This is a genomic window from Burkholderia sp. Ax-1724, assembly GCF_011752995.1.
In the GTDB taxonomy this organism is placed as follows: Bacteria; Pseudomonadota; Gammaproteobacteria; order Burkholderiales; family Burkholderiaceae; genus Paraburkholderia.
This window is the reverse complement of record NZ_VWWL01000002.1, coordinates 174,021-198,307: the sequence shown is the minus strand read 5'-3', so window position 1 is coordinate 198,307 and position 24,287 is coordinate 174,021. Positions and strand designations below refer to the sequence as shown.

The 24,287-nt window shown below is 59.8% G+C and carries 19 protein-coding genes and 1 riboswitch; of the genes, 14 read left to right on the top strand and 5 right to left on the bottom strand.

What is annotated here, in order from left to right; translation table 11 throughout:
- The first annotated feature begins 7 nt into the window (after positions 1–7).
- The 7 genes from F3J19_RS02955 (at position 8) to F3J19_RS02925 (ending at position 6,366) form a co-directional block, all read left to right on the top strand.
- Positions 8–1,051, top strand: a complete 1,044-nt coding sequence (locus F3J19_RS02955; protein ID WP_167037389.1) for an LLM class flavin-dependent oxidoreductase — start codon at positions 8–10, stop codon at positions 1,049–1,051.
- Positions 1,052–1,104: 53 nt separating this feature from the next.
- Positions 1,105–2,208, top strand: coding sequence for an ABC transporter substrate-binding protein (locus F3J19_RS02950; RefSeq protein ID WP_167037386.1), 1,104 nt, complete (start codon positions 1,105–1,107; stop codon positions 2,206–2,208).
- The gene (locus tag F3J19_RS02945; protein ID WP_167037383.1) at positions 2,094–3,035 is read left to right on the top strand and encodes an ABC transporter permease; all 942 of its coding nucleotides are present in this window, start codon (positions 2,094–2,096) and stop codon (positions 3,033–3,035) included. Before F3J19_RS02950 ends, F3J19_RS02945 begins: the two co-directional genes overlap by 115 nt.
- Positions 3,032–3,823: an ABC transporter permease gene (locus F3J19_RS32500; RefSeq protein WP_167037380.1), complete on the top strand. Its 792-nt coding sequence runs from the start codon at positions 3,032–3,034 to the stop codon at positions 3,821–3,823. Before F3J19_RS02945 ends, F3J19_RS32500 begins: the two co-directional genes overlap by 4 nt.
- Positions 3,820–4,920 carry an ABC transporter ATP-binding protein gene (locus F3J19_RS02935; protein WP_167037988.1) on the top strand — a complete coding sequence of 367 codons (1,101 nt, stop codon included), beginning with the start codon at positions 3,820–3,822 and terminating at the stop codon, positions 4,918–4,920. The genes F3J19_RS32500 and F3J19_RS02935 overlap by 4 nt, the downstream gene beginning before the upstream one ends.
- Positions 4,917–5,693 (top strand): alpha/beta hydrolase, encoded by a 777-nt coding sequence (locus F3J19_RS02930; protein WP_167037377.1) that lies wholly within the window; start codon positions 4,917–4,919, stop codon positions 5,691–5,693. The genes F3J19_RS02935 and F3J19_RS02930 overlap by 4 nt, the downstream gene beginning before the upstream one ends.
- 73 nt (positions 5,694–5,766) lie before the next feature.
- Positions 5,767–6,366 (top strand): amino acid synthesis family protein, encoded by a 600-nt coding sequence (locus tag F3J19_RS02925; RefSeq protein ID WP_167037374.1) that lies wholly within the window; start codon positions 5,767–5,769, stop codon positions 6,364–6,366.
- A gap of 211 nt (positions 6,367–6,577) precedes the next feature.
- Here the strand turns inward: F3J19_RS02925 and F3J19_RS02920 are convergent, their stop codons facing one another.
- Positions 6,578–7,876 (bottom strand): hypothetical protein, encoded by a 1,299-nt coding sequence (locus F3J19_RS02920; protein WP_167037372.1) that lies wholly within the window; start codon positions 7,874–7,876, stop codon positions 6,578–6,580.
- A gap of 363 nt (positions 7,877–8,239) precedes the next feature.
- Here F3J19_RS02920 and F3J19_RS02915 point away from each other — a divergent pair, with 363 nt between their 5' ends.
- A complete protein-coding gene (locus F3J19_RS02915) occupies positions 8,240–9,391 on the top strand; it encodes a hypothetical protein (RefSeq protein WP_167037369.1) in 1,152 nt (383 codons plus the stop codon).
- A gap of 69 nt (positions 9,392–9,460) precedes the next feature.
- On the opposite strand, the gene F3J19_RS02910 is transcribed toward F3J19_RS02915, so the two are convergent.
- On the bottom strand, positions 9,461–10,897 hold the full coding sequence (locus F3J19_RS02910; protein WP_167037366.1) for a cytochrome c peroxidase: 1,437 nt from the start codon (positions 10,895–10,897) through the stop codon (positions 9,461–9,463).
- A 265-nt stretch (positions 10,898–11,162) separates the two neighbouring features.
- On the bottom strand, positions 11,163–12,596 hold the full coding sequence (locus tag F3J19_RS02905) for a hypothetical protein (protein ID WP_167037364.1): 1,434 nt from the start codon (positions 12,594–12,596) through the stop codon (positions 11,163–11,165).
- 671 nt (positions 12,597–13,267) lie between these two features.
- On the opposite strand from F3J19_RS02905, the gene F3J19_RS02900 reads away from it, so the two are divergent.
- On the top strand, positions 13,268–13,831 hold the full coding sequence (locus tag F3J19_RS02900) for a hypothetical protein (protein ID WP_167037361.1): 564 nt from the start codon (positions 13,268–13,270) through the stop codon (positions 13,829–13,831).
- Positions 13,832–14,598: 767 nt separating this feature from the next.
- Positions 14,599–15,453, top strand: coding sequence for a restriction endonuclease (locus F3J19_RS02895; protein ID WP_345890996.1), 855 nt, complete (start codon positions 14,599–14,601; stop codon positions 15,451–15,453).
- Positions 15,454–15,941: 488 nt separating this feature from the next.
- Here the strand turns inward: F3J19_RS02895 and F3J19_RS02890 are convergent, their stop codons facing one another.
- Positions 15,942–16,460, bottom strand: coding sequence for a lipocalin-like domain-containing protein (locus tag F3J19_RS02890; RefSeq protein ID WP_167037355.1), 519 nt, complete (start codon positions 16,458–16,460; stop codon positions 15,942–15,944).
- Positions 16,461–16,640: 180 nt separating this feature from the next.
- On the opposite strand from F3J19_RS02890, the gene F3J19_RS02885 reads away from it, so the two are divergent.
- Positions 16,641–17,531, top strand: coding sequence for a LysR substrate-binding domain-containing protein (locus F3J19_RS02885; protein WP_167037985.1), 891 nt, complete (start codon positions 16,641–16,643; stop codon positions 17,529–17,531).
- A 100-nt stretch (positions 17,532–17,631) separates the two neighbouring features.
- On the opposite strand, the gene F3J19_RS02880 is transcribed toward F3J19_RS02885, so the two are convergent.
- Positions 17,632–18,075: a Fur family transcriptional regulator gene (locus F3J19_RS02880; RefSeq protein WP_167037352.1), complete on the bottom strand. Its 444-nt coding sequence runs from the start codon at positions 18,073–18,075 to the stop codon at positions 17,632–17,634.
- 172 nt (positions 18,076–18,247) lie between these two features.
- On the opposite strand from F3J19_RS02880, the gene F3J19_RS02875 reads away from it, so the two are divergent.
- The 3 genes from F3J19_RS02875 to F3J19_RS02865 all read left to right on the top strand — a co-directional run bounded on the left by F3J19_RS02875 (position 18,248) and on the right by F3J19_RS02865 (position 24,285).
- Positions 18,248–20,374: a TonB-dependent receptor gene (locus F3J19_RS02875; protein WP_167037348.1), complete on the top strand. Its 2,127-nt coding sequence runs from the start codon at positions 18,248–18,250 to the stop codon at positions 20,372–20,374.
- Between the two features lie 89 nt (positions 20,375–20,463).
- Positions 20,464–21,675: a zinc metallochaperone GTPase ZigA gene (gene zigA, locus F3J19_RS02870; protein WP_167037346.1), complete on the top strand. Its 1,212-nt coding sequence runs from the start codon at positions 20,464–20,466 to the stop codon at positions 21,673–21,675.
- Positions 21,676–21,743: 68 nt separating this feature from the next.
- A riboswitch (cobalamin riboswitch) is annotated at positions 21,744–21,807 on the top strand.
- Positions 21,808–22,086: 279 nt separating this feature from the next.
- Positions 22,087–24,285: a TonB-dependent receptor gene (locus F3J19_RS02865; RefSeq protein WP_240158685.1), complete on the top strand. Its 2,199-nt coding sequence runs from the start codon at positions 22,087–22,089 to the stop codon at positions 24,283–24,285.
- Positions 24,286–24,287 lie beyond the last annotated feature (2 nt).

The following is a 24,287-nucleotide window of genomic DNA, read 5'->3' as shown; positions in this document are numbered from 1 at the left end:
CGCGAAAGTGAAATTTTCAATTGTACTGAACATGGATCGCTTTTCCGAAGACCTGTCGATGCGAGAGGTTTGGCGTCGCGTCGACGAAATGGCGGGGCTGGCCGACGAAGGTGGATTCGACATGATCTTCACGGCCGAACACCATACGATCGAAGCGACGATCGCTCCGAATCCGTTCCAGGTACTGGCTGCGTGGTCGCGCACCGTCAAGCGGGCGCGTCTCGGTACGGGGGTACTGTCCGCTTCATACTGGCACCCGATCCGGCTTGCTGGGGAAGCGGCCCTTTGCGACATCATCACCGACGGCAGACTCGAAATTGGCATTGGCCGCGGCTCGTATCAATACGAATTCGACCGCATGAAAGACGGCATGCCGCAGCAGGAGGGTGTCGCCTATATGAAAGAGATCATCCCGGTGGTGCGGGAGCTATGGAAGGGCGACTACGCGCACGACGGCAAGTACTTTCAGTTTCCCGCGGCCACTTCGGTGCCCAAGCCATTGCAGCGCGAGGTGCCGATGTGGTGCGCGGCACGCGATCCGGCTTCTTTCGATTGGGCGGTCAAAAACGGTCTTTCGATCATGGCGACGCCGTTGCATGCACCGTTCTCGGAAGTCGAGAATCTGGTCAGCCGTTTTGAAACCACGCTTGAGAACAATCCCGGCGTCAAACGGCCGAAGCTCATGATGCTGCGCCGTACCGCGGTCTACGAAGACGCGAAGGACTGGCAGGTGCCGGTTGAATCGCTGACTAACTACGGCCGCTATTTCGAGAATCTTTTGAAGAATCTCGGTAAGGTAAAAAATGGATTTTGCGAACCGGTCGGTTATGAAACCGTGTCGAATCGGTCCGACTATGCCCCTGAGTCCTTGCGCGAAAACATGATGTTCGGCACGCCGGACGAAGTCGTCAAAAAACTCAAGGCGTATGAGGCACTCGGGATCGACTACTTCATGTACGGCGCCTTTTTCGGCATGCCATACGATCGTGTCAAGCGATCTATCGAGTTGTTCTGCAAGGACGTGCTTCCGCATTTCAACGAGGCCAGATAATTCGAGAACTTACGCGTTGCAAGCCATGCCAGGAGGTTTTTGTGAGGAATGAAATGGATAACGTAGCGCCGGTTCGGGCCTGTGCGAAAGACGCAGTAGCGTCGATTCGTCGCCGTCGAGTATTGCAGGGAGTGGGCGCACTCGCGGCAGGCGCGCTCCTGAATCCGCTGGCGCGAGCGCAAGCCGGGCGCTTCGACGGGAAGCAACTGGTCTACGTCAGCTGGGGTGGCGTCTACCAGGACTTTCAGAAGAAGTCGTATTGTGATCCGTTCGCGAAGGAGACCGGTGCCCGGATCATTCAGGATGGTCCAGTCAACGAGGCAAAGATTCGCTCGATGGTCGCCGCGGGCGGGAATCCCGACTGGAACGTGATCGACGTGACCGACACGTTCCTGTTCAACGGCACCGCGCATAACCTCTTCGAAAAGCTCGATTTCAGCATCGTGAACAAGTCGATGGTCGAGCCCGCGTACGTGACGGATTACGGCATTGGCACCTGTGCATGGAGCTACAACGTTGCCTACAACACGAAGGCCTTCGGCGTGGGGAAAGGCCCCAAAACGTGGGCGGACCTGTTCGACGTCAAGCGCTTCCCGGGCAAGCGGATGTTCCGCAATCGCGTCTATGCGACGCTCGAAATCGCTTTGCTTGCCGATGGCGTCGATCCAGCGAAGCTTTACCCGCTCGACGTCAATCGCGCGCTCAAGAAGCTCGATACGATCAAAGATCATATTACGTGGTGGACTACGCCTTCGCAGTCGCAGCAACTGATTGTCGACGGCGCGGTCAGTTGTGGCGTCATCCAGAATGGCCGCGCGTACGACGCGTCGAGAAAAGGCGCGCCGATTGCGATCGAATGGGCACAGAATCTGCAATCCGTCGACTACCTCGTCATATTGAAGGGCACGAAAAACCTCGATGTGGCGATGCACCTCGTGAACCGATCGATTCAGCCCGACGCGCAGGCGATGTTCTCGAACAACACCGCGTATTCGCCGGTTAATCCCGCTGCCTTCTCGAAGATCGACAAGGCCATCTCGCCATGGCTCGCGACCCAGAAGGACAATGTTGCCAAGGGCGTGATATTGAATGCAGCCTGGTGGCAGGACAAGCTCGAAGCCCTCGACGCGAGCTGGAACGCGTGGCGGCTGTCGTGAGGCTCGTGCGGCGCAGTGATTGGCTGGGCGTACCCGCAGTACTGCTGGTTCTGGGGATGTTCGCCTGGCCGGTCGTGTCGTTTCTGGCAAAAAGTGTCACCGATCCTCATGTCGGGCTGCAAAACTTCGTGTCGGTCGCGACCGACAGCGTGTACGCCAAAGTACTGTTGAATACCGTCGTGATTAGCGCGACCACGACGATATTCACGCTGCTGCTCGGTTATCCGGTTGCTTATACGATTGCACGTGCTTCGGGGCGGCGCCGGCGTCTGATGATCTTCGTCGTTCTGATCCCATTCTGGACGAGTCTGCTTGTGCGGACATTTTCGTGGATGATCCTGCTGCAGCCGCACGGCGTCATCAATTCGCTGCTGCTGGCGAGCGGTTTGATCGAGCACCCGCTCGAACTGATTTTCAACCGCACTGGCCTCTTCATCGCGATGGTCCAGATGCAACTGCCGTTCCTGATTTTCCCGCTCTTTAATGTGTTGTCGAAGATAGACGACGCTTATATGCGAGCCTCGGCAAACCTTGGTGCTTCGCCTTTCACCACATTCTGGCGCGTGTATTTCCCGCTTTCGATGCCGGGCATCGTCGCCGGTTCGATGCTGGTATTCGTTACGTCGCTCGGCTATTTCGTCACTCCCGCATTGCTCGGCGGACTACGCGACATGATGGTTGCGCAATTGATCGACGAACAGGTCGCGGATATCGGCACGTGGGGCGTGCCGGCGGCGCTGTCCGTGATCCTGCTATGCGGCACCGCGATGATCTTCCTGATCATCAAACGCGCGACGGGCGCCACCCGCAAAGGAGCACGCCGATGAAACCGGGTTGCATCTGGCGGACGTTGCGCGGCGCTGTGTGTTTGTTCGTCGCACTGTATATGCTGGTGCCGATTGCGATCGTCGTGGTGATTTCGTTTTCGTCGGGGCAGTTTCTCTCGTTTCCCCCGCCGGGCTTCTCGCTGCAATGGTATCGCGCGTTGAACGACCCGGCCTGGACATCGTCGCTCGCCACGAGCGTGGAAGTCATGATACCGGCCGCTTTGCTGTCGACGTGTCTGGGCCTTGGGGCCGCGTTGATGCTGCGGCGGGAAGGGTTGCCCGGCGCGCCTTTGATACGCGGAATCCTTTTGTCTCCTCTCGTGATTCCCGTAATCATTACCGGTGCCGCGTTTTATAGCGTGTTCAGGCCGCTTGGCCTGCACGGCACGGTCCTGGGACTGATCGTTGCGCATACGGTCTTGTGCATACCCTATGCGCTAACGACTATCACGTCGTCACTGGCGATGGTCGACTGGCGAATCGCGCAGGCGTCCGCGAGTCTCGGCGCGAGGCCCTTTACGACGTTCCGCAGAGTGACCTTTCCATCGATTTCGTCCGGCGTGATCTCAAGCTTCCTCTTCTCGCTGGTGGTGTCCTTCGACGAAGTGGTGGTGTCGATGTTCGTTAGCGGGCCCGATGCGCGACCCGTGACGGTTCAGATGTGGTCCAACATTCGTGGCGACGTCGATCCGACCATCGCCGCGCTGGCATCCGTTCTATTTGTGTTCGCGCTGCTCATCCTGTTGCTAGAGGCAATTTTCGGTCGCGGGGAGGCCACGGAACAATGAAGCACAACGACAAGCAAACGCTGCTCAAGATATCCGGCTTGCAGAAGCACTATGGATCGACTGCGGCGATCGCCGATGTCTCGCTGGAATTGCGCGAAGGCGAGCTCCTGACGTTCCTCGGTCCGTCAGGCTCGGGCAAGACAACCGTGTTGATGTCCATTGCCGGTTTCGTTCAGCCGTCCGCGGGCAGCATCGATCTGGCAGGAAAGCCTTTGTTGCCGCTTGAACCGTACCAGCGCAATATCGGCATGGTGTTCCAGAGCTATGCGCTGTTTCCGCACATGACGGTCGCGAAGAACGTCGCCTATCCGCTCAGCATTCGCCGAATGCCGAAGGCTCAGATCGAGGAAAAGGTCGCACGCGTGCTCGAACTCGTCGGTCTGCCTCAACATGCCAACCGCTTGCCGTCCGAACTGTCCGGTGGACAGCAGCAGCGCGTCGCGCTTGCTCGCGCCATTGTGTTCGAACCTCGTCTTCTGCTCATGGACGAGCCGCTCGCGGCGCTCGACAAGAAGCTGCGCGCGAAGATGCAAATGGAGATCATGCGCTTGCATCGGGAGCTGGGTGTGTCGATCATCTATGTGACGCACGATCAGGAGGAGGCGCTCGTCATGAGCGATCGCATTGCGGTGTTCAATCACGGCCGCATTGACCAGATCGGTACGCCGAGCGAGTTATACGATGCGCCGAAAACCCGTTTTGTCGCGGACTTCATCGGTGAATCGAATCTCTTCGACGGAAAAATACAGACGATCGGCGCCGACGGCGTGTGGTGCGCACTGCCTTGCGGCGCGACCATCAGGCTCGCGGAAGCCAATGCCGCGCGAAAGGATGAATCGATCGTTGTTGCGGTGCGTCCCGAGCGTATTCGCGTACACCACGCTTCGCATGAACCTGCGTGCGAAAACGTGCTGCCGGCGGTCGTGAGCGAAGTCGCCTATCTTGGGCAGGCACGTAAATATCTGGTCAGGACCGCCACGGGAACCGAAATTGTCGCTCTCGAGCAACTCGCTGTTCAGGGGCAGCGTACGTTCGAGATCGGCGAGCCGGTTGTCGTGTCGTGGCGGGCATCCGATACCCGGGAGGTCAATTCATGAGTCATGCTGAGGGTCTCAACGTCAAACGCAGCGGCTCGGGCCGTAAAGTGGTATTCGTGCATGGCGTCGGTGCCGATCTGGAGAGCTGGCAAGGCACGCTATCGTGTCTTCAGACCCGTGTCGAAGCGTTGACATTCGACTTGCGGGGTCATGGGGAATCGGTAAAGACACACGGAGCGTATTCGCTGGAGATGTTCTCCGCGGATCTTCTCGCGATTGTCGACGAGGCCGGTTGGGCATGCTTCGATCTTGTCGGCTTTTCATTGGGCGGACTGATCGCACAGCGCTTTGCGCTCGATTATCCCGATCGGGTGCGGACGCTGACCATCATCAGTTCGGTCGGCGGCCGCACGGATGAAGAGAAAGCGCGCGTGTTGGCACGCGCCGAAACGCTCGCGAGGGAAGGTGCGCGAGCACATATGGAGGCATCGGTTCCGCGCTGGTTCACGGACGAGTTCAAGCTCGCGCATCCGGAAGTCGTGGCGGCCCGTATGGCCCGCAGCCTGGCAAACGATCCCGTTTGCTATGCCGCCGCCTACAAGGTCCTGGCAACCGGGGACCTGGCTGACGAGTTGAGCAAACTGCATCTGCCCGCCATCGTCATGACGGGCGAAGCAGATGCGGGATCGACGCCACGCATGGCACAGCTGATGGCGCAACAACTGCGTGCGCCCTGTGTGATCTTTCCGCGCCTCAAGCACAGCGTGCTACTCGAAGCGCCGGATCAGGTCGCATTACAAATCGATTCTTTTTTGCAGCGTCATCCGGCTTGACACCCGGCAACGCTGCTGCCCTTGTTCGCACGAATCAACAACGGCATTTTCCAATTGACCAATAGGAGCAATCGTGACTTTTCAAGTACGCAAGGTCGTCGTATACAAGGACACGACATGTCGGGAAGGCGGCCGTCACCTCGACCGGCCAATCACGATGGTTGGCGTGGCGGCGGTGATTCGCAATCCATGGGCAGGACGCGGCTATGTGGAGGATCTCTCGCCCGAGCAGCGCGCCGGCTGTGGTCCGCTCGGCACCATGATGGTCGAGCGGGTGCTCGCCGAATTGAAAGTCGAAGAGATCGAAGCATACGGTAAGGCGGCCGTGGTCGGTGCAGCCGGCGAAATCGAACATGCTTCGGCGGTGATTCACAATCTGCGTTTCGGCAATCAATATCGGAATGCTCTGAAGGCAGAAAGTTATCTGACGTTCACGAACAAGCGCGGAGGTCTGGGAACGTCGCTGCAGATTCCGATGAAGCACCTGCACGACGGTTCGGCGCGCTCGCATTTCATCACGTTGGAGATGTCGATTCCGGATGCGCCGTGCCCGGATGAAATTGTCATCGTACTGGGTGCATCGACCGGCGGCCGGGCGCATCCGCGTATCGGCAACCGGCATCTCGACACGATGGAAATCGAGGAGGAGGCCAAGCGGGCTGCGGGCGCCTAGGCCGCCTTTCGGGCCATGTTGCTCGACGCGGTGGTGCTCCGGTGCGATCTGTCAGGCTGTCGGGAAGAACAGGTAAAAATCGATCGAGCGTGACGCGAAAGCCGGACACCGCATCCTCACGCGCCGATATCCCCGATCGGCGAACGTCATCTTGTGCCGGGTGGCTGGCGGGCGCAGAGCGCGCGAGGTGGGACCCACTACCGACATGCGTCTATTGCCTGACGCAGAGGCCTTCGACGAAGAAGCCATTGCCGTTGACTTCGTCGAGGTAGTAGAGGTTCGTCGACGAAACCGGCAGGAACATCATCGCGCTCTGCACCGTGCTGCCATTGCTCGTGGTGCGCAGCAGTCCGACCATCAATCCGTTCACGCCGTTTGTCAGTGTGGGCGTCGAGGACGAAGACGCCGCATTGAACGTCGCGTTGAAGTTCAGCGTGAACGGGGACGCGTACTGGCCGGATGGCGTGAGCGTCGTGCCCGCAATCGTCACGCGATTCGTCACGATGTTGCCGAGCAACTGGTTGTTGTCGCTGGTGTTCGGTTCCGAGCACAGCCACGTGCCGTCGTAGGTCCCGCTCGCCAGTGCCTGCGCCGTCTGGAACACCCACGAACCGGTGCGGAACGTGCCCTCGCTGTTCGTACCGGCCTGATCGAGCATCAGCGTGAGGTTGCCGCCGCTCGTGCTTGCAAAGAGGCGGCCGAACGACTTGCCGTTCAAGGTCATGTCGAACGCGCCCGGATACGTGGCCTGGTCGGGATCGACGGTGATCGAGCCGGTGTCGGCGATGCTCGCGTCGCTGTCGTCCATGCAGTTCGCGCTGTAGGCGGCGCTCGGGCACGCGCGGAACGTGCCGTCGGCGTTGATCTGCATCTGGCCGGTGTCGGCGTCCTGTGAGCCGACCGGCACGCCGGCGGCCGTGTAGTCGCCCGAGAGTTTGATGAAGCTGTAGGTGCCCGCGAGGCCGGCGACCGTGGTGACGCCGTTGTTCGATGCGGCAATCTGGCCCGAGAGCGTTTGCGATCCGCTGCCTGCCGCCACGTTCGGCACGTTGCTGAGCTGGCCGCTCAGGACGCCGTGGTTGCCGCTGTCGGCCGTGACCGCGAACTGCATGCCGACGGCGTTCGCGCCCGCGGCCAGTGCGGCCGGCACCGTGCCGCTTGCCGCGAACGAGGTGACGACGTAGTTGCCGTTCGTCAGCGTGTAGTTGCCCACGAGCTTGCCGGCGAGCCCGAACTGCGAATTGATGAAGGTCGTCGTGATCTGGCCTTTGGCGGGCGCGTCGATCTGCACGGAGATCGTGTCGCCGAAGCTGACCGTGCCGATATACGTCTGCTGCGCGGCAAGCGGCTGTGCCTGCGCTGCCTGCGAACCCCCGCCCGATTGGCTAGAGCCGTTGCCGCCGCTGCTGCCGTTGCTTGTACTGTTGCCGGTGCTTCCACTGCCCCCGCTACTCCCGCCGCAAGCCGACAACACTGCGCATACCCCAATGCAAACCAGCGTCTTTTTCATGATGAATCCCGATTCCGATTATTTGAGTTATGAAATTTTATTTTTCCGCCGATGATGACTTCACCGGGCGATTCCGCTATTCGATTTTTATCGGCCCGCAAACGTAAAACAGCCATGAATCACACTGCAAATTTCCCTTGAATTTTCCTTGGATGGGCGGCCAATCTATTGCATATACAGGCGGTCAATAGCGGGTTGCCCATTCCTTTTGGGAGGAAATACTCTTTACGGGCCGTCGATGTGGCATTCTCCCGGGAGTGCGCCGGGGGACGCATGATCAAAATTGATCATGTGAATGAAACGGGGCTGTCGCACACTGAACGCAAATCAGAAAAAAGAATATCCGAAGCCGAGTGACAGCTGATGGCAACACGTGAAGTCATGACCGGCAAGCCGGAAACGTTGGACGAGATGATCGTGCGTTTCTATGACGCGATCCTCGACCCGAGCGCGCTGCTCCGTGCGCTGACGGAATTCGATCACTGGATCGGCAGCCGTCTGGCGCATATGGTCGGCTGGGACGCGCGTACGCAGAGCGCGCCCGTCAACCTGATGACGCGTGCCGAATACATGCATGCGGGCGAAGCCTATGCGGAGTACTACGGCAAGATCGACCCGCGCCGGGCCGTGGTGCTGAATCAGCCGGTGGGGTGCGTGTTCCGGTGCGCGGACTATTTCGACAACCGCTACGTGGATCGCAGCGAGTTCTATCAGGATCTTCTGATTCCCAACGGCATGCGCTATATCCTCGGTGGCTGCGTCTATCGTGAAGACGCGCTCGATATCTACCTGGTGTTCAATCACGCGGTTGGCCAGCCGTCGTTCTCGGCGCAGCAGGTCGAGGCTGTCGGCCGACTGATGCCGCATCTGCAGAAAACGCTAAAACTCATGCTGCGCAGCGAGTCGCTGCGTGCCGGGATCGTCGCGGGTGAAATGGCGCTCGAGTCGATGGATCAGGCGATCGTCGTGCTCAATCCGGCCAACGAGGTCGTGTTCTGCAACCGCAGCGCCGAAGCCCTCTTCAAGGCGCGGCGCGTCCTGCGCGTGTCGGGCCGCCGCGTCGAGTCGGCGAGCTTCTGGAACGACACGCTTTCCGGCGCGATGGGCCGCGTGCGCGAGAGCGGCAAGCCCGAAAGCGTACCCGTGGGCGTGGGCGCGCAGACGCGCTATCTCACGGTGCTTGCGTTGCCGCGCGCGCTGGGCGCCGGGCGCGGTCTCACCCTCGCGAGCGCCGACCTCATGATCGTCGTGACCGAAGCAGAGCGCAGCGCCGCGGCTTCTGAACGTCAGTTATCCCAGTTGTTCGGCTTGACGGCTGCCGAGGCGCGTCTCGCGCATGGCCTCGCAAAGGGACTTTCGCTCGACGAATATGCGAATGCGTGCGGCGTGACGATTACGACGGCACGCAATCAGCTACGCGCGGTACTCGGTAAGGCGGGCTATCGTAGACAGCAGGACCTGGTTCGTGCACTCGCGGGTTTGCCGGCGATCGCCGGGATGCAGGTTCGCGAATGAATGGGAGTACCGCGCGAGTACCGCGCGCGTGTTCATTCGCATCATCGACTTCTCTTTCCTGTTCGGTCTTTATTCCTGGTCGACACACGGGCCCGAGGTCGGGGCCTGAGCGGGTACCTGATAGCCGTCGTTGAGTGTTTTCAGGAAACACACGAGATCGGCAATGTTTTGCTGGGTCAGCTGGGGTTGCGAATGGAATTGACGAGCCAATGCACCATCCGAAGCCGTTGCTCCACCCTGAGACGTTTGTCCCTGTCCCATGGGCAGTTCCTCATCAACGTTGCCCTGGAATTGCGGGGGCAGGTCGTTGAATACCTGTATTTGAGCCCCCGGCACATAGGAGGGAACCAGAGCCCAGCCAGGGGCCGCTACCGGTGTGCCCGAACCGCCAGTCGAGGGATACCAGTATTCAGGATTCGTATCCCGGGTGTTGTAGAAGTTCAGTACCTGTTCGATCGAATGAAATACGCCGTTGTGGAAGAACGTGGAGCGCGTGGTGACGTTACGCAGGGTTGGAACTTTGAATGCCCCACAGTACGGATCATCTTGCCCGGCCTGTGGCAGGTGAATCGTCGTATCGGGACCGCAGAGCCCCATATCGTAGTACTGGGGATTGCTGTTGGCCGGGATCGCGGGATTACGCGGGGCGCCCAGGGTCTGATACGTGAAGTCGGTCATCAGACCCGAGGCGCCCCCGAAGTTCGCACCGGCATAGTGACAGGCCGCGCAACCCGCGCCGGTCACCGTGTTGTTGAACAGAGCGAGACCTCTTTTCTCAGCCGCGGTGAATACGCCGCCGGTCTTGTGCCCCTGTACCAGATCCCATTTACTCGTATAGGGGTGGAAGCTCGGATCTTCGACCTGGAAAGCCTGCAGGGCGTCGCCGGCATCGGAGAACGCCTGTTCTACGTTGGCGAATACGTCGGAACCGTAAACGGTCCTGAATGCCGCAGCACTGGGTCCGCTCTGGATCGCAGTCACCACAGCGGACTGGGAGGCGTTCGCCATTTCAATCGGGTTCAACAGCGGGAACGCGGCTTGAGCAGACAACGACGGTGCCCGCCCATCGAGCATGAAGCCGCCACCCGGGGCCGAACCGGTAATGCCATCCGGATTCATGGCCTGATCCGAATAGGCGGGCGTCATGTCCTTATAGCGAAGACTCGGAACCGCACGGACTCCAGACTGTGTGGCGTCCGAGCCCAACTGCACAGCCAGATTGTTGGGCGGCCCATAAGCAAAGGCCGGATCGTGGCACGAGGCGCACGACATATTGCCATTCTTCGATAGCGAGCGATCAAAGAAGAGAGCTTTACCTAGCTGCGCCTTGGCGCTCAACTGGGACGCTGGTGGCTGGGTTGGGTGATCGGGAGTTGACGCTCCGGAAGGCGCAGAGGCCCCATTCGGTGCCCCGGCATTCGATGAATCTCCGCCACCTGAACACGCGGCGAGTACTGAACTCAGGAGAAGTACAAGAAAGACAGGAGTAAAAGAGGGAACGCGCATTGAGGTGTAGGCGTAAAAGAGCCGGGTGCACCCAAGTAGGCACCCGGCTTTAGGGTTCAGACCAGACTGCGCCTGGTGGGCAATTCAGGCTGCGGTTGCTACCGGGTGAATTTGCCCGGCTTGTTGTCGAATACAGCGCAGTGGCCGCGCTCGACAGCGACGGATGCCAGCCGCCCGCAGCAGCTGGTCGAACCCGATTTGTCTTCGTCAAACATCACGGCGATAGGGTTTGCCGAGGCAAACCGTCCGCGAGTCAGCTTCGCAATTAGTTCAGCGTGACCCGCTGCCGCGCCCACGAGAACGGACCATAGGCATCGATGCCATTCGGTGCGTTCTTCGTCGGATCGAACGTGAACTTCGTCCATTCCATCGGCGTGGTTTGACCGTGAACGATAATGCGGTGGAAGTTCGGCACGTTGTAACTCGTGCCCACCGGGTTCAGCACGTAGGGGTCGAACGAGCAGGGCGTAGCCGCGGTGAACGGGGTCGATGCGTCATAGACCTGAGTAACGGGCTTGACGTTTTCGTGGACGCACGCCTGATTCGGCATCAGCGGATTGTCGGACTGGTACAGGTGCGAGTCCCCGTTGATGACCACGACGGGCTTGCCGAATTCAGCGGTACGGCGAGCAATGATGTCCACGTACGGTGCATATTGCGACAGACGGGGATTGTCGCCGAGGTTTTCCGAGTCCCACATGTCGGCCTGTTCGGCGATGACCAGTGCCGTTGCCTTCTGTGCTTCGGCCTGGTCGAATGCGTTGTTCAGCCAATCCTTGGTCGCCTGCGTACGGTTCGCGACTTCCGTCGCCTGTTGCGCGGTCATATTCGCCGTGTCCGGCGTTTCCGGCTTCTTGCCCGAGAACCACACGTCGGTCCCGTTGTTCGAGCCGCCCGGAATGTTGACGGTAGCGAACACCACGCCCTGGTTCGCCCACCATACGTTTTCGACAAACTGCTTGTCTGTATCGGTTGTCCCTTCCTGGGCTTGGCTGTGAACCTGGAGCGTACCCGAACCCAATGTCGAGCCCGCGGCGGGGAAGAACAGCTGGCGAATCAGGTTCAGGTTATCCACGGGATTGCCAGCCTTATTGGAGCCCGTGCTGTAGCTCGGCTGGGGCGTTCCGGCGACGTTGCCTAGCAGCGGGTCCGTATCGGAGTAGAAGCCGGCGATTTCCTTCGGTACCTGGCAGTCTTCCCATTCGTTGTCACCCGGCGTATAGACGAGGGGCAGCGTGAACTGCGAGAAGAAGCTTTGAATAGCCCGGTCGTAGACTGCCGTGCAGTTCTCCGAGCCCGAATGCAAGTCACCGACGTGGAACGCAACGCTCACATCTTTATCGCTCGCGATCGCCGACAGGTATTGCGGCAGGTGCTTGAATTCGTACAGATCGTCGCCGGGAGCTGCGCCCGCGGTCGGATTGGGATTGCCGTAGGGCACATCGCCGAACAGTGCAAGCGAGAATGCCTTGGCAGCGGGGGCCGACGGCTGGCTTGCGCCTTGGGGAGCGCTTGCACCGGTGGCGGGGCTGTTGCCATTGTCATTGTCGTCGGAGCCGCCGCATGCACTGATAGCCAGACTGGCGAGCAGGGCAGCGCCGAAAGCGAGGGAGCAAATCTTGGGGGACGTTTTCATTATTGATGTGAATGTAAGTTTGCCTACGAAAGCAATACAAAGTCTTACATTCATGAATGACATAATTATTACGAATGTCTAACGGGCGGCGGGACCCTTGCTCAGTGCCCGATATCAGGCGCTTTAGGCATTCAGATTCATTACAACCCGATGCGTGTCGTTACCGCATATGAATTCGCACGATTACGTGAAATACTGCGCCGTCCTGATGGACATGCTGTGGGATGAAAGTCGGTCAGCCCAATGTTCGGGTTTTGATCGATGGGGCGGGAGCGGGTTGGCGCGGGTGGTGGCTAACGGAGCAGTGCAGCTATTCCGTTGGCAGGTTTCCAACGCGATGAGCGGCAGATTGTGACCGGGAGCACCAGGTCCGAAAACGTTCTATAGCGCTGACGCGGGGGTAGTCAACGGCCGTTTTCCGGCGAGGTCGGGGATGCGCACTGTCGGTCATGAAGCGTCGTTCAGCATCGCTGGGGTTTTGTCATTCGGACGACCGCTTGAGTGTTATTTCGGCCGGAAGTCTTTCATTGCCACCGCCAGCAACGGGGCGACTGCTGTCCATGGTTCTGGTTAATGCTTTTGCGCGATGTCCCGCGCGAAGCGCGTAGCCGAAGCGGCGGTCATCACTCGCAAGAATTGTCTAGCGGCGGATGCTGTCAAGTTTGGCGATCTTATGCCGACAAACAGTCTGTAATTCCATTCCACAAATCGATTTCGTTGCCCGGAACACCCGAATGCAGAGACGACTACTTCCGATTCTTATCGTCAGCGCAAGCACAGCTCTTTTCGGCGGATGCGCGGCCACGCTGCAAACCCAAAACAATTCGTCGTCGGGTGAAAGGACCGCAGAAGCTAGCATCGTCGTGCCGCCTGCTTCGACCCATACAGTTGTACTGCGTATGACCGGATCGAAAGTAGCCACGGACTCGTCCGACTGGCCTCGGGTGCAGGCGGAATGGCGGGAAGCCATGCAAGGTGCCTCGACCCCGGCAGGACTGACCTTCATCGACGAAACGGCGGGAATGGCAGCGCGGAGCGGCGCCGGCACAGTCGTTGATGTCTATGTCGACGACTACCACTTCGTCTCGCAAGGTGCCCGGATCGCATTTGGAATCATGACAGGCAATGCCTTCATGCGAGCCAAGGTGACTTTCCGCGATCTGCAGACTGACCAGGTATTCGGGGAGCGCTCCTACAACACGAAGTCTTCGGCATGGGAGGGCATCTTCGCACCGACTACCGACAGGCAGACTCGTGCCATCGTGGTTGATATCGTCAAGCAGATTAATCCACGTTAGCGCATCGCGTAACTGCCGCCCTCGGGAAAAGCCGGTGTCGTCGATTCGCGAGCTCGTGTCATTTCCCTGTGCGCAGCACAGGTGCTAGCTGGGGTGCACGCCCGGATGGCGGATCAACGATCCGCTGAAGCGCGGCATCTCATTGCGAGGATCAAGCGCATTCCGCAGCCCGCCTCCGGCGAAGTCGAAGCTCGTCTTGGCAGACGTGAGCGCGAGGCCGCGTGCAATCGCGACCTGCCTGGGACCGTTCCTCAACAGCGGACGCAGTGCCGCCATGCCGCAAGCTGGCGCAGCGGAAACTTAGCGCGCGCTCGTTGAGCCGTCCATCTTCTGCAAGCCGGTTTCGCGCGCGTAGTCACACACTGATTTGCACACAGACGCCCCCTTGCCTAGACGCCAGGCGCGGCTCCGGTAACCGAACCCAGCTTCATACCGGCCGTGAACGTCAAAGGATTTTGGCGGCGGCAACGGGTCGAGGCCGTGTGAAAACGCAAAAGTACTCCGTCCTCTGATGTCGCTTTACCCTCCCCGAGCTGCGGTCAAGCCACTACAGCGCGATCTGAAGGGCCGATTTTTATGAACACCGCATCCGACATGCGTTTTCACACACCCCGGCCACAAACGGCTGTTCGATACCTGCTCAATTCGTTGACAACGGCACGAACCCTAACGTTAGACTGACCAACGCGCGCCGTGAGTTCGATCTCCGGCACGTGAGATCCCAACGACCTGTTGGGCCGTCAATTTTAAAGCGCTATTCGTAAATCATGAACCAACGCTCGATGGCAGGTGTTATAGCTGTACTAAAACAAAGCACCACGAGACCCGAAGTAGGAGACGGGCCGGGACTCGAAGACCACGTCCGCAATGTCTATCAGACTTTGCTTGATCTTGAACTTGAGAACGCTGTCGTTGGGCGTGGAGTCAGTTTGCGAGGATCAAGAGGGAGTGTTTACCAGATAGACGTGTACTACGAATTTGAAATTGCTGGTGTGCGGCACCGGGTTGCGATCGAATGCAAGAACACCACCCGCCCTATGGAAAGGGACGATGTTCTGGCGTTCGCGATGAAAGTGCATGATTGCCAAGGCTTGGTCGGCATCATCGTTTCAGCCAACGGTTATCAAAGCGGGGCCGTTGACTCCGCCAACGAAAATGGCCTGAAAGTGCTATCGGTTGAAGAGCTTCCGTCCATAGGGCAACTTCTTGCGTTACGCCTGGACGATGTTGTGATGCCTGGCCCCGAGGTGAAAGGCGAACCATTCTGGACGTTGTACGACCCTGAGACGAAAGAACCCTATTCCTTTGCACAAGGGGATGAGCTCTTTGGAGCGCTGTTCATCTCGCGCGCACACGCTGAGGAGTATGCGAGGGTGTGTCATTTGACGCCTCGGTGGACTGTGCGGGGGCTGGGAATGCGACATCTTGGCGCCTATATCCTGACCGCCGACGCAATGCGAGGGCGATATCTCATCGTACAGCCACACACCGAAAATGCTATCTGGATAAACGGTTTTGCATTTGCGGAAATCGGACGCAAGCGTCTGATTTCTGAGTTCTACTCAGGTAGCCCGTTGCCCGTCACTCCGATGGTTATGCCGGGACGACGAAAGCGGCGTTGAAGCCGGTTTCGGTGGCGTACAGCAGGCTAACTGGCGCGACTGCACATGCGGAATTTTGTGGTCGACGCCTTTCAAAGCTAGTCGTCTCCGGAACAGTCGTCTTCAAACTGACGCAAGGCTGGCTCAATAGTCAATACGAGAATTTGAGCGCAGGTATCCGGCGGACTGGAGAAATGATGATCGCAATAGGTAGCCTGTTGCTGCTCTGGCGTCGAAGCCGTAGGTAGCGTCGGATCAAGTCAAAAAACATCAGCTCTTCAGCATCGATCCGCAGAATGTCCGTTGCCCCGCCGGGTCCGCCGTAGCGAAACTATGGGTATGAGCGGCTGCAAAGGGTCTACTACAGCCGACCGCACCGCATCGCGCAGTAGCCGGCGAGCTTGAGCCGCTCAGATGCTTTGCTTGAACGGCTGTTTCTTGACCGATCGCGGCCATCCGGGATGCCACTTGCCACAAGAAAGAGGTATCGGTAGCGCTCGATCGTTCTTCTAGTTCAGACGTTGCCAGATCGAAATCGGTATATCTCCATTCGGTCGAGGAGTGACCCGGTAGCTCAGCTTGCCGTCTTTAAGCTCGTAGCTTCGCTTTTGCTGCGCTCCCTCCCAGTTGGGGAAAGAGGCGTTTTGAATATGGAAAGTCAAAGTTCCGCCAGCCTGATCGACGCTGATCGTGCCGAAGTGCGTGCTCGATCCCATGACGGCGGCTTTGTACTCGGTTGGTGTTCCTGCTCCCTTGTCGCCGGAAGCAAATTGAGGGCGTTCTGCCTTGAAAATTTGCAGCGAGTAATGTCCCTGCGCGTCGATGAGCAGCAGCCCCTTGGGGGCGGCGCCGTAGTCCGATGCTCGCGAGCCATCGGGATGTTGGACATCTGCTGCCACCAAAGTCCAGGTGCCCACTAGTGAAGGATCGAAAGCGGTTGCGTCGGCTCGTGCAACAGCCGTCCACAATAGGCACACCGATAAAACGGCGACCGGAATGCCTCGTTTAAGAATTATCTGGCGTCTCATACAGTTCTCCGTGATTTGGCTCTCAACCCGTTTTGTATCGAGGCTTGCTCGCAATGTTCACGGCCTGCCCATAGCGATCAAACGCCGCCGTTGATAATAGCCGGACGAATATGTAATGAATGCAATAATTCGGCATCGTCTCTTTAGAAAAACTGAACTGTGCCTACGCCCAACCTCAATATGGACGCTCTGAGGACGCTCTTGGCGACTCAGCAACTGGGAAGTCTGAACCGCGCTGCTGAGCGCGTAGGCCGTTCGCAATCGGCCGTGAGCCAGCAGATGCGCAAGCTTGAGGAACAAGTCGGACAGCCGCTATTCCGCCGGCAAGGACGAGGCTTGGTCCTGACGGAATCCGGCGATCTGATCCTTTCATATGCGCGCCGCATTTTGGATCTCAACGATGAAGCTGTTCGAGCCGTTCGAGGGGCTTCTGTTGAGGGTCTCGTGCGCTTCGGCCTACCGGGCGATTTCGCAGAGACCTGGCTTCCGGTTGCTCTGGGACAATTCAAGAAGGCACATCCTGCGGTTCGTGTGGAAGTTGCCGTCGAGCGAAACGGTGTGTTGCTTGAGCGACTGGACCGAGAGGAACTCGATCTCGTGCTGGTCATGGGATATGGCAGTCGTTCAGACGCTGAACACCTCGCCACGTTGCAAATGACATGGATCGGAGCGGTTGGAATCGACACTGCCCTGAGTCCCGGCCGTCCGTTGGACCTGGCCTTATACAATCCGCCGTGTTTTTTCCGTCGCGCCGGCATTGAAGCCCTTGATCGCGCAAATATTTCCTGGAGACTGGCGTATACCACGGCCAGCCTCCAGAGTCTTTGGTCAGGTGTGGCAGCGGGTCTTGGCATCACGTTGAGAACGGCGGCCGGAATACCATCGTCCCTACGACGACTCGATGAGAAAGACGGCCTTCCGCCTCTGCCGACTGTCGAACTCTGCCTGCACTCCGGGCTCCGGGACATTCCACCTGCCTTGGCTCAGTTGAAGCGCGCCGTGATTGAGAATGCGACAGCTAACCTCCTTCCATCAGCTACGGAACATGCTCGTCGACAGTCTGCTCGATAAGCCGATTAAGCTTCTCCGGCATTGGACCGCAAGCCGGTTTCTGCCATGATGCTCTATCATGCCAAACAGAATTGCAGGGAGCATCTCATCGATTCACCCCTCACTCCCCCCGACACGCGGCACAAATCCCATTGATCTCCGTATGACGATGCGTGATCTCGTATTGCGCCGCTTTCGCCGCATGCGTCAACGCGCCATCGAGACAAGCCACATCCACGGGCTTTACTGCGCCACAGGTATTGCATACGAGAAAAGCCACATGTTGCGTTGGAGCCCTCGGCGCGATGACGAAGGTATTGGTCGACGCGATGCGCGTCACGACGCCCGCGGAAATCAGAAAGTGGAGCGCGCGATACACCGATGGGGGCGCATCGTGCCGACCAATACCCGGCAGCTCGTTAATGAGTTCATATGCCGAAGCACGGCCGCCGCGCTTCACCAGAAGGCCGAGCACATCCTGGCGCAAAGCGGTGAGCCGGTGACCATCGGCCATGCAGCGTGCCACCAGTGCGTCCATTGCCGGCAGGCTAACAAATCCAGTCATTTGCGAATCTAACCACGTTGCCTCCTCAAACTTTACCGATGTAATGATACGTTATATCATTGCACAAATTCAAAAGGAATCGAAGTCGTCCTGTGAGGGACCATGATTCGATGTCTTTTGGATAGGGGGCCAGGTATCGACATGTAATGTTATGTTATAACGTTTCGTATCGATGCCTGGTAGCTTTCGACCACACTCCATAAAAACCGTGCAAAACCACCTCCCGACGACACGCCTCGTCCGCTTTTCTCCGCTTACCCTCGCTTTGTGTGCCGCCTTTGCACATGCCCAGTCGAGCAACGTTTCACGGGACGCATCAGCCGGTGCAATCCCGGGCGGCTCTCTCGCGCCCGTATTCGTGACGGCCAATCCGCTGGGCGACACAGACCTGATTGCCCCGGCTACGGCGTTGTACGGCGACGCGCTGACCCTTCGTCAGTCGAACTCGCTCGGTGAAACCCTCAACGGCCTGCCCGGTGTGTCGACCACGACATATGGCCCGATGGTCGGGAGGCCGATCATCCGGGGGATGGACGGGGACCGGATCCGGATTCTGCAGAACGGCGTGGCCGCGTGGGACGCATCGTCGCTGTCATATGACCACGCGGTGCCCCAGGAACCCATGACTATCGAGCGGGTGGAAATCGTGCGCGGACCGGCGGCGTTGCTTTATGGCGGCAATGCGATTGGCGGTGTCGTGAACACGATCGACAACCGGATTCCGCGCGAGCCGGTCAAGGGTGTCAACGGCGAGGTGGACGCAAGCTATGGCGGAGCCAACCGTGCTCGCGCCGGCGCGGCACAGGTCGAAGGGGGCAATGGTCAATTCGCTTTCCACGTCGATGCATTCGATCGGCAAACCAGCAACGAGCGCATTCCCGGCTATGCCCATTCGGCACAGCAACGTGTGCTCGATGGACCCGATGCCGAACAGGCCTACGGCACCATTCCGAATAGCGATGGACGATGGTCCGGCGGCGCGGTGGGCGGCGCTTACACGTGGGCGGACGGTTACGCGGGTCTGTCATACAACGGCTATGAAGCCAACTACGGTTCGGTGGCCGAGGACGACGTCCGGCTTCGCATGCATCAGGATCATGTGGCATTCGCATCCGAGGTCCGTAATCTGCAAGGTCCCTTCTCGCAGTTGAAGTTCGACTTCGGTTACACGGATTACGAACACAAGGAAATCGATAACGGCGAAACGGGAACCACCTTCCGGAACCACGGCTATGAGGCTCGAATCGAGGCGCGTCACCACAAAATAGGCCCGCTCGAAGGCGTAGTCGGCGTGCAGATAAGCCAGAACACCTTTTCTGCGCTTGGCGATGAAGCGCTCGTGCCCACGACCCAGACAACGAACGTCGCGCTGTTCGGCCTCGAAGAATGGAACGTTACCAATGCGCTGAAACTCAGCGCCGGCGCCCGCTACGAGTATGTGAAGCAGGACCCGACGGCGGCCGGCAACGAAAAATTCGAGAGCGCGACAGGACGCAATTTCAATGCCGTCAGTGCATCACTGGGTGCGCTATACAAGCTCTCGCCGATCTGGTCGGTCGCGGGCGATGTTGCGTACACCGAACGTGCTCCCGCGCTTTACGAGCTGTATGCGAACGGGCCTCATGACGCGACGGGGCAATACCTGATTGGCGACCCCGAAGCGCAGAAAGAAAAAGCGGTATCGACGGATCTTTCGCTGCGTTTTGCCAGCGGGCCGAACAAGGGAAGCGTCGGCGTTTTCTACAGTCGATTCAAGAATTACCTGACCGAATTCAACACCGGACGGCTTGTTGACGACGATGACAATGTGGTTCCGCCGGGAACCGACGACGCACTGAACGAAGCCGTCTACAAGGGCGTGCGCGCGGAATTTTACGGCATTGAACTCGACGGCAAATGGCGCGTGTTCGAGAAAGGCGCGCATCAGGTGGATGTGGAACTGGTTGGCGACTATACGCATGCGCGAAACATGGACAACGACGAGCCGTTGCCGCGCATTTCGCCGCTGCGTGCCACCTTTTCGGTGGACTACGGGTACGGCCCCTTTGGCGCGCGCGCGGAAGTACAGCACGCATGGGGTCAACACCGCGTACCCGAAAATGATCTGCCGACGACGAGCTACACGAAGCTGGATCTGATCCTGACGTACAAGTTTCATGTCGGCACCACGAACTGGCTGGCCTATGTTCGTGGCGACAACCTGACGAATCAGGAAATCCGCTACGCGAGTTCGGTTGTCCGCGACATCGCTCCACAAGGCGCGCGCAGCGTCATGGTCGGTTTGCGCAGCACGTTCTAACGCATGACCCGGGCTTGCGCCGGCGACACGTCCAGCGCAAGCCGTTTGCACCGGCAAGGCCGACGCTATTACACACGAGGAGCATCTCTATGGACCACCGATTGCCCGTGACCGTTCTCTCCGGCTTTCTGGGCGCAGGCAAGACAACGCTGCTCAACCACATCCTGAACAACCGCGAAGGCCGCAGAGTTGCTGTCATCGTCAACGATATGAGCGAGGTGAACATCGATGCGGCGCTTGTCCGCGACGGTGGTGCCGAGCTTTCGCGAACCGATGAGAAGCTTGTGGAGATGAGCAACGGATGTATCTGCTGCACCCTGCGTGAAGATCTGTTGCTGGAGGTGAGCCGTCTCGCGAGGGAAGGCCGCTTCGATCAGCTCGTGATCGAATCGACCGGCATTTCCGAGCCGTTGCCGGTTGCGGAAACCTTTACGTTTGCCGACGAAGACGGCAAAAGCCTGGCCGATGTCGCGCGGCTCGACACGATGGTGACCGTCGTCGACGCATGCAATTTTCTGCGTGACTACAGTTCCCGGGATAGCCTCGAATCGCGCGGAGAATCTTTGGGCGCGGAGGACAACAGGACCGTTGTCGATCTGCTGATCGAACAGGTCGAGTTTTGCGACGTGATCGTGCTGAACAAGGTGGATCTGGTCAAAGTGGCGGACCTTGAACGGCTCACGGCGATTTTGCGCAGCCTCAACCCGCGGGCGAAAATCGAAATGTCGACGTTCGGTCGTGTCGCGCTCGATCGGGTACTGGATACCCAGCTGTTCGACTTCGAGGAAGCCGCCAGAGCACCTGGCTGGCTGAAGGAACTGCGCGGCGAACATACGCCGGAAACCGAAGAGTATGGAATCCGCAGCTTCGTATGGCGCGCGCGCAGGCCGATGAATCCGGAGCGGTTCTGGAATCTGATCAACAGCGAATGGCCGGGCGTGGTCCGCTCCAAGGGATTCTTCTGGCTTGCAAGCCGTCCCTCTCATGCCGGTTCCTGGTCGCAGGCGGGCGCGGTTTGCCGCCATGGTTTAGCGGGACGCTGGTGGGCCGCCGTACCGAAAGCGGACTGGCCGACGGACGCCGAATCGCTTGCCTTCATCAATGCGAACTGGACGCCCGAGGTCGGCGATGCGAGACAGGAACTGGTACTGATCGGTATCGATATCGACGAACCCGGCATGCGCCAACGGCTTGACGCCTGTCTGCTCACGGACGCGGAGATGGCCGATGGACCTCAAGCATGGATCGGGTATGCGGACCCGTTTCCGGAGTGGGGCGTTCGCGTGCCGGAGACAGTTTGACCTGCGAAGCGAAAATCTATTACGGCACGGCGTCGACCACAACCCGGTACAATCCACCCGCCATGTCCGGAAGCTGGTGCAAATCCAGCGCGGTCGCGCCACTGTGATCGGCCTTCGCGCCGAAAGTCAGACCTGGTCATCGGCTCATTCCAACCGTACTTGCGGGGCGCGAAACCCCAGGAGAAATCAGCATGACTGCACTGGTCAGCGTGCGGCGCACAGGTGCCCGCCATTCATCGTTCGGCCATTCCCGCGCGTGTCGGGCAACGTCGATCACCACGTCTGAACGCACGTCGATCCGCTAGCCGCCGACGTTTTCCGCTCTCCGGGTTTGCCGCCCGCATCGCATCGATGCGGGCGCACGCGCGCCCGTCGCGAGCGCGCCACATCACAATAACGAATCACAAAAAAATGGACGCATCCGCACCGCTTTTCCGCGCGCGGCGCTTCGCCCTGCGTAGCGCTATCGCCTGCACCTGGCTCGTCAACACGACGCCGGTTTTCGCCGATACCAGCAGCACCTCGCCCGCCACCGATTCATCTCCGCAGACGGCCACCTTGCCCGCCGTGCGTGTCACCGGCACCGCCGGGAACAACGCAAACTCGAACGTTCCGGACCTCACGACGCCGCTCACGACGGGCAGCCGCCTGGGCCTCTCGAGTCTCGATACGGCTGCAAGCGTTGAAGCGATCGGCAGCACGCAACTGACCGAGCGCGGCGACAACAACGTGACGCAAGCCGTCACGCGGGCCGCCGGTTTCGCGACCGACGCGGCACCGGGCAACGGCGGCACGTCGCTGTCCGTGCGCGGCTTCAGCGGTCCCGAATCGGTCACGACGCTCTACGACGGCGTGCGCATGTACGCGGGCGCGGGCACCGTGTCGTTTCCCTTTGATACGTGGTCGGCCGAACGCATCGAAGTGTTGCGCGGACCGGCCTCGGTGCTTTACGGAGAAGGCGGTATCGGCGGTGTCATCAATATCGTGCCGAAGGCGCCGCAGCGCGACTACGCGACGACAATCGAGCTCGGCGCCGGCACTTACGGCAAGAAGCGCGTCGCGCTCGACACCACGGGCGCGCTGGGTCCGATGCTCTCGTACCGCTTCTATATCGCCGACGACCGCGACAACGGCTGGCTGCCGCGCGGCGATTCGCACACGACGGCGCTCGGCGGCGCGTTGCGTCTCGACGTGAATCCGCGCCTGTCGTTCACGCTCGATTACGACTACGGCCGCCAGCTTCCCGCGCGCTACTTCGGCGTGCCCGTTATGGACGGCGCACTCGATCCCGCACTGGCACGCCAGAACTACAACGTCGGCAACGCGTCGATCTCGTACTACGACCAGTGGACGCGCCTCTCCGCCCGATGGAATGCCGCGCCCGGCATCACGCTGCGCAATCAGTTTTACTATCTGCTGACCAACCGCCACTGGCACGACAGCGAAAGCTACGAGCTGCTCGGCGACGGCAACGTGCTGCGCTCCGACTACATCGAAATCCTGCACCGCGAACAGCAGGTTGGCGATTCGCTCGACGCGACCTTCGATGGCCGGCTGCTCGGACGTCAGAACCGGCTCGTCGTCGGTGCGGACTTCAATGTGATTTCGTTCCTCGATACGAGCAACTCGCCGTATGACGGCGCCTCGATCGTGCCGGCATTCGGCTTCGATCCGGGCGTGTTCGCCAGCCCCGACCCGACCGTGCCGCAGTTCCAGACCACGACGCACCAGGCGTCCGTTTTCGCGGAAAACCGGCTCGAACTGACGGATCGGCTCGCGTGGGTCTCCGGTCTGCGCTACGACCATCTCGACTACCACCGCGATACCTTCGCGACGGTCAACGGACCGGCCTCGTCGTTTGACCGGACCTTTGCGCATACCGGCTGGCGCACGGGGCTGGTGTTCTCGCTGACACCCGATTTCTCGGTCTATGCGCAGTACACGACGGGCGCCGACGGCGTGGGCTCGCTCGTCACGCTCTCGAAGTCGAGCAGTCAGTTTTCGCTCGCAAGCGGCACGCAGTGGGAAGCCGGCGTCAAGCAGCAGTTACTGGACGGACGCGCGTGGTGGACGCTCGCGTTCTACCAGATCGTCAAGCACGACCTGCTCAGCACCGATCCGTCGAATCCCGATCTCACGCAGCAGGTCGGCAAGCAGTCGTCGCGCGGCGTCGAGTGGACCGGCGCGCTGCAACTGGGCGGCGGGGTGTCGGTCAACGCAAACGCCTCGCTGCTGCGCGCGCGTTACGACGACTTCAACGAGGACGTGAATGGCCAGAGCCTCTCGCGCTCGGGCAACGTGCCGTACAACATTCCCGAGCAGACCGCGAACCTGTGGCTCGACTGGGCGTTCGCGCCGGGCTGGCGCGCCGGCGCGGGCCTGCACTACGTGGGCCGCCGTTATGGCGACAACGCGAATACCGCGCCGATTCCTAGCTACACGCTGTTCGACGCCTCGGCGTCGTGGCGCGCCACGCGCAACCTCACGCTGGCGCTCTATCTGCGCAATCTCACGAACCGCACGTATGTGGTCACGACGCAGAACGACGGTGGCGAGTGGCTGCTCGGCGCGCCGCGTTCGGGCTGGGTCACGGCGACGCTGAACTTCTAGAG

What these genes read in the sequence shown, in the direction of transcription:
- F3J19_RS02950 (WP_167037386.1), top strand. Translation starts at nt 1,105, where the DNA reads ATGGATAACGTAGCGCCGGTTCGGGCCTGTGCGAAAGACGCAGTAGCG.
- F3J19_RS02945 (WP_167037383.1), top strand. Translation starts at nt 2,094, where the DNA reads ATGGCTCGCGACCCAGAAGGACAATGTTGCCAAGGGCGTGATATTGAA.
- F3J19_RS32500 (WP_167037380.1), top strand. Translation starts at nt 3,032, where the DNA reads ATGAAACCGGGTTGCATCTGGCGGACGTTGCGCGGCGCTGTGTGTTTG.
- F3J19_RS02935 (WP_167037988.1), top strand. Translation starts at nt 3,820, where the DNA reads ATGAAGCACAACGACAAGCAAACGCTGCTCAAGATATCCGGCTTGCAG.
- F3J19_RS02930 (WP_167037377.1), top strand. Translation starts at nt 4,917, where the DNA reads ATGAGTCATGCTGAGGGTCTCAACGTCAAACGCAGCGGCTCGGGCCGT.
- F3J19_RS02920 (WP_167037372.1), bottom strand. Translation starts at nt 7,876, where the DNA reads ATGAAAAAGACGCTGGTTTGCATTGGGGTATGCGCAGTGTTGTCGGCT.
- F3J19_RS02915 (WP_167037369.1), top strand. Translation starts at nt 8,240, where the DNA reads ATGGCAACACGTGAAGTCATGACCGGCAAGCCGGAAACGTTGGACGAG.
- F3J19_RS02910 (WP_167037366.1), bottom strand. Translation starts at nt 10,897, where the DNA reads ATGCGCGTTCCCTCTTTTACTCCTGTCTTTCTTGTACTTCTCCTGAGT.
- F3J19_RS02905 (WP_167037364.1), bottom strand. Translation starts at nt 12,596, where the DNA reads ATGTCATTCATGAATGTAAGACTTTGTATTGCTTTCGTAGGCAAACTT.
- F3J19_RS02900 (WP_167037361.1), top strand. Translation starts at nt 13,268, where the DNA reads ATGCAGAGACGACTACTTCCGATTCTTATCGTCAGCGCAAGCACAGCT.
- F3J19_RS02895 (WP_345890996.1), top strand. Translation starts at nt 14,599, where the DNA reads ATGAACCAACGCTCGATGGCAGGTGTTATAGCTGTACTAAAACAAAGC.
- F3J19_RS02890 (WP_167037355.1), bottom strand. Translation starts at nt 16,460, where the DNA reads ATGAGACGCCAGATAATTCTTAAACGAGGCATTCCGGTCGCCGTTTTA.
- F3J19_RS02885 (WP_167037985.1), top strand. Translation starts at nt 16,641, where the DNA reads ATGGACGCTCTGAGGACGCTCTTGGCGACTCAGCAACTGGGAAGTCTG.
- F3J19_RS02880 (WP_167037352.1), bottom strand. Translation starts at nt 18,075, where the DNA reads ATGACTGGATTTGTTAGCCTGCCGGCAATGGACGCACTGGTGGCACGC.
- F3J19_RS02875 (WP_167037348.1), top strand. Translation starts at nt 18,248, where the DNA reads ATGCCTGGTAGCTTTCGACCACACTCCATAAAAACCGTGCAAAACCAC.
- zigA (WP_167037346.1), top strand. Translation starts at nt 20,464, where the DNA reads ATGGACCACCGATTGCCCGTGACCGTTCTCTCCGGCTTTCTGGGCGCA.
- F3J19_RS02865 (WP_240158685.1), top strand. Translation starts at nt 22,087, where the DNA reads ATGGACGCATCCGCACCGCTTTTCCGCGCGCGGCGCTTCGCCCTGCGT.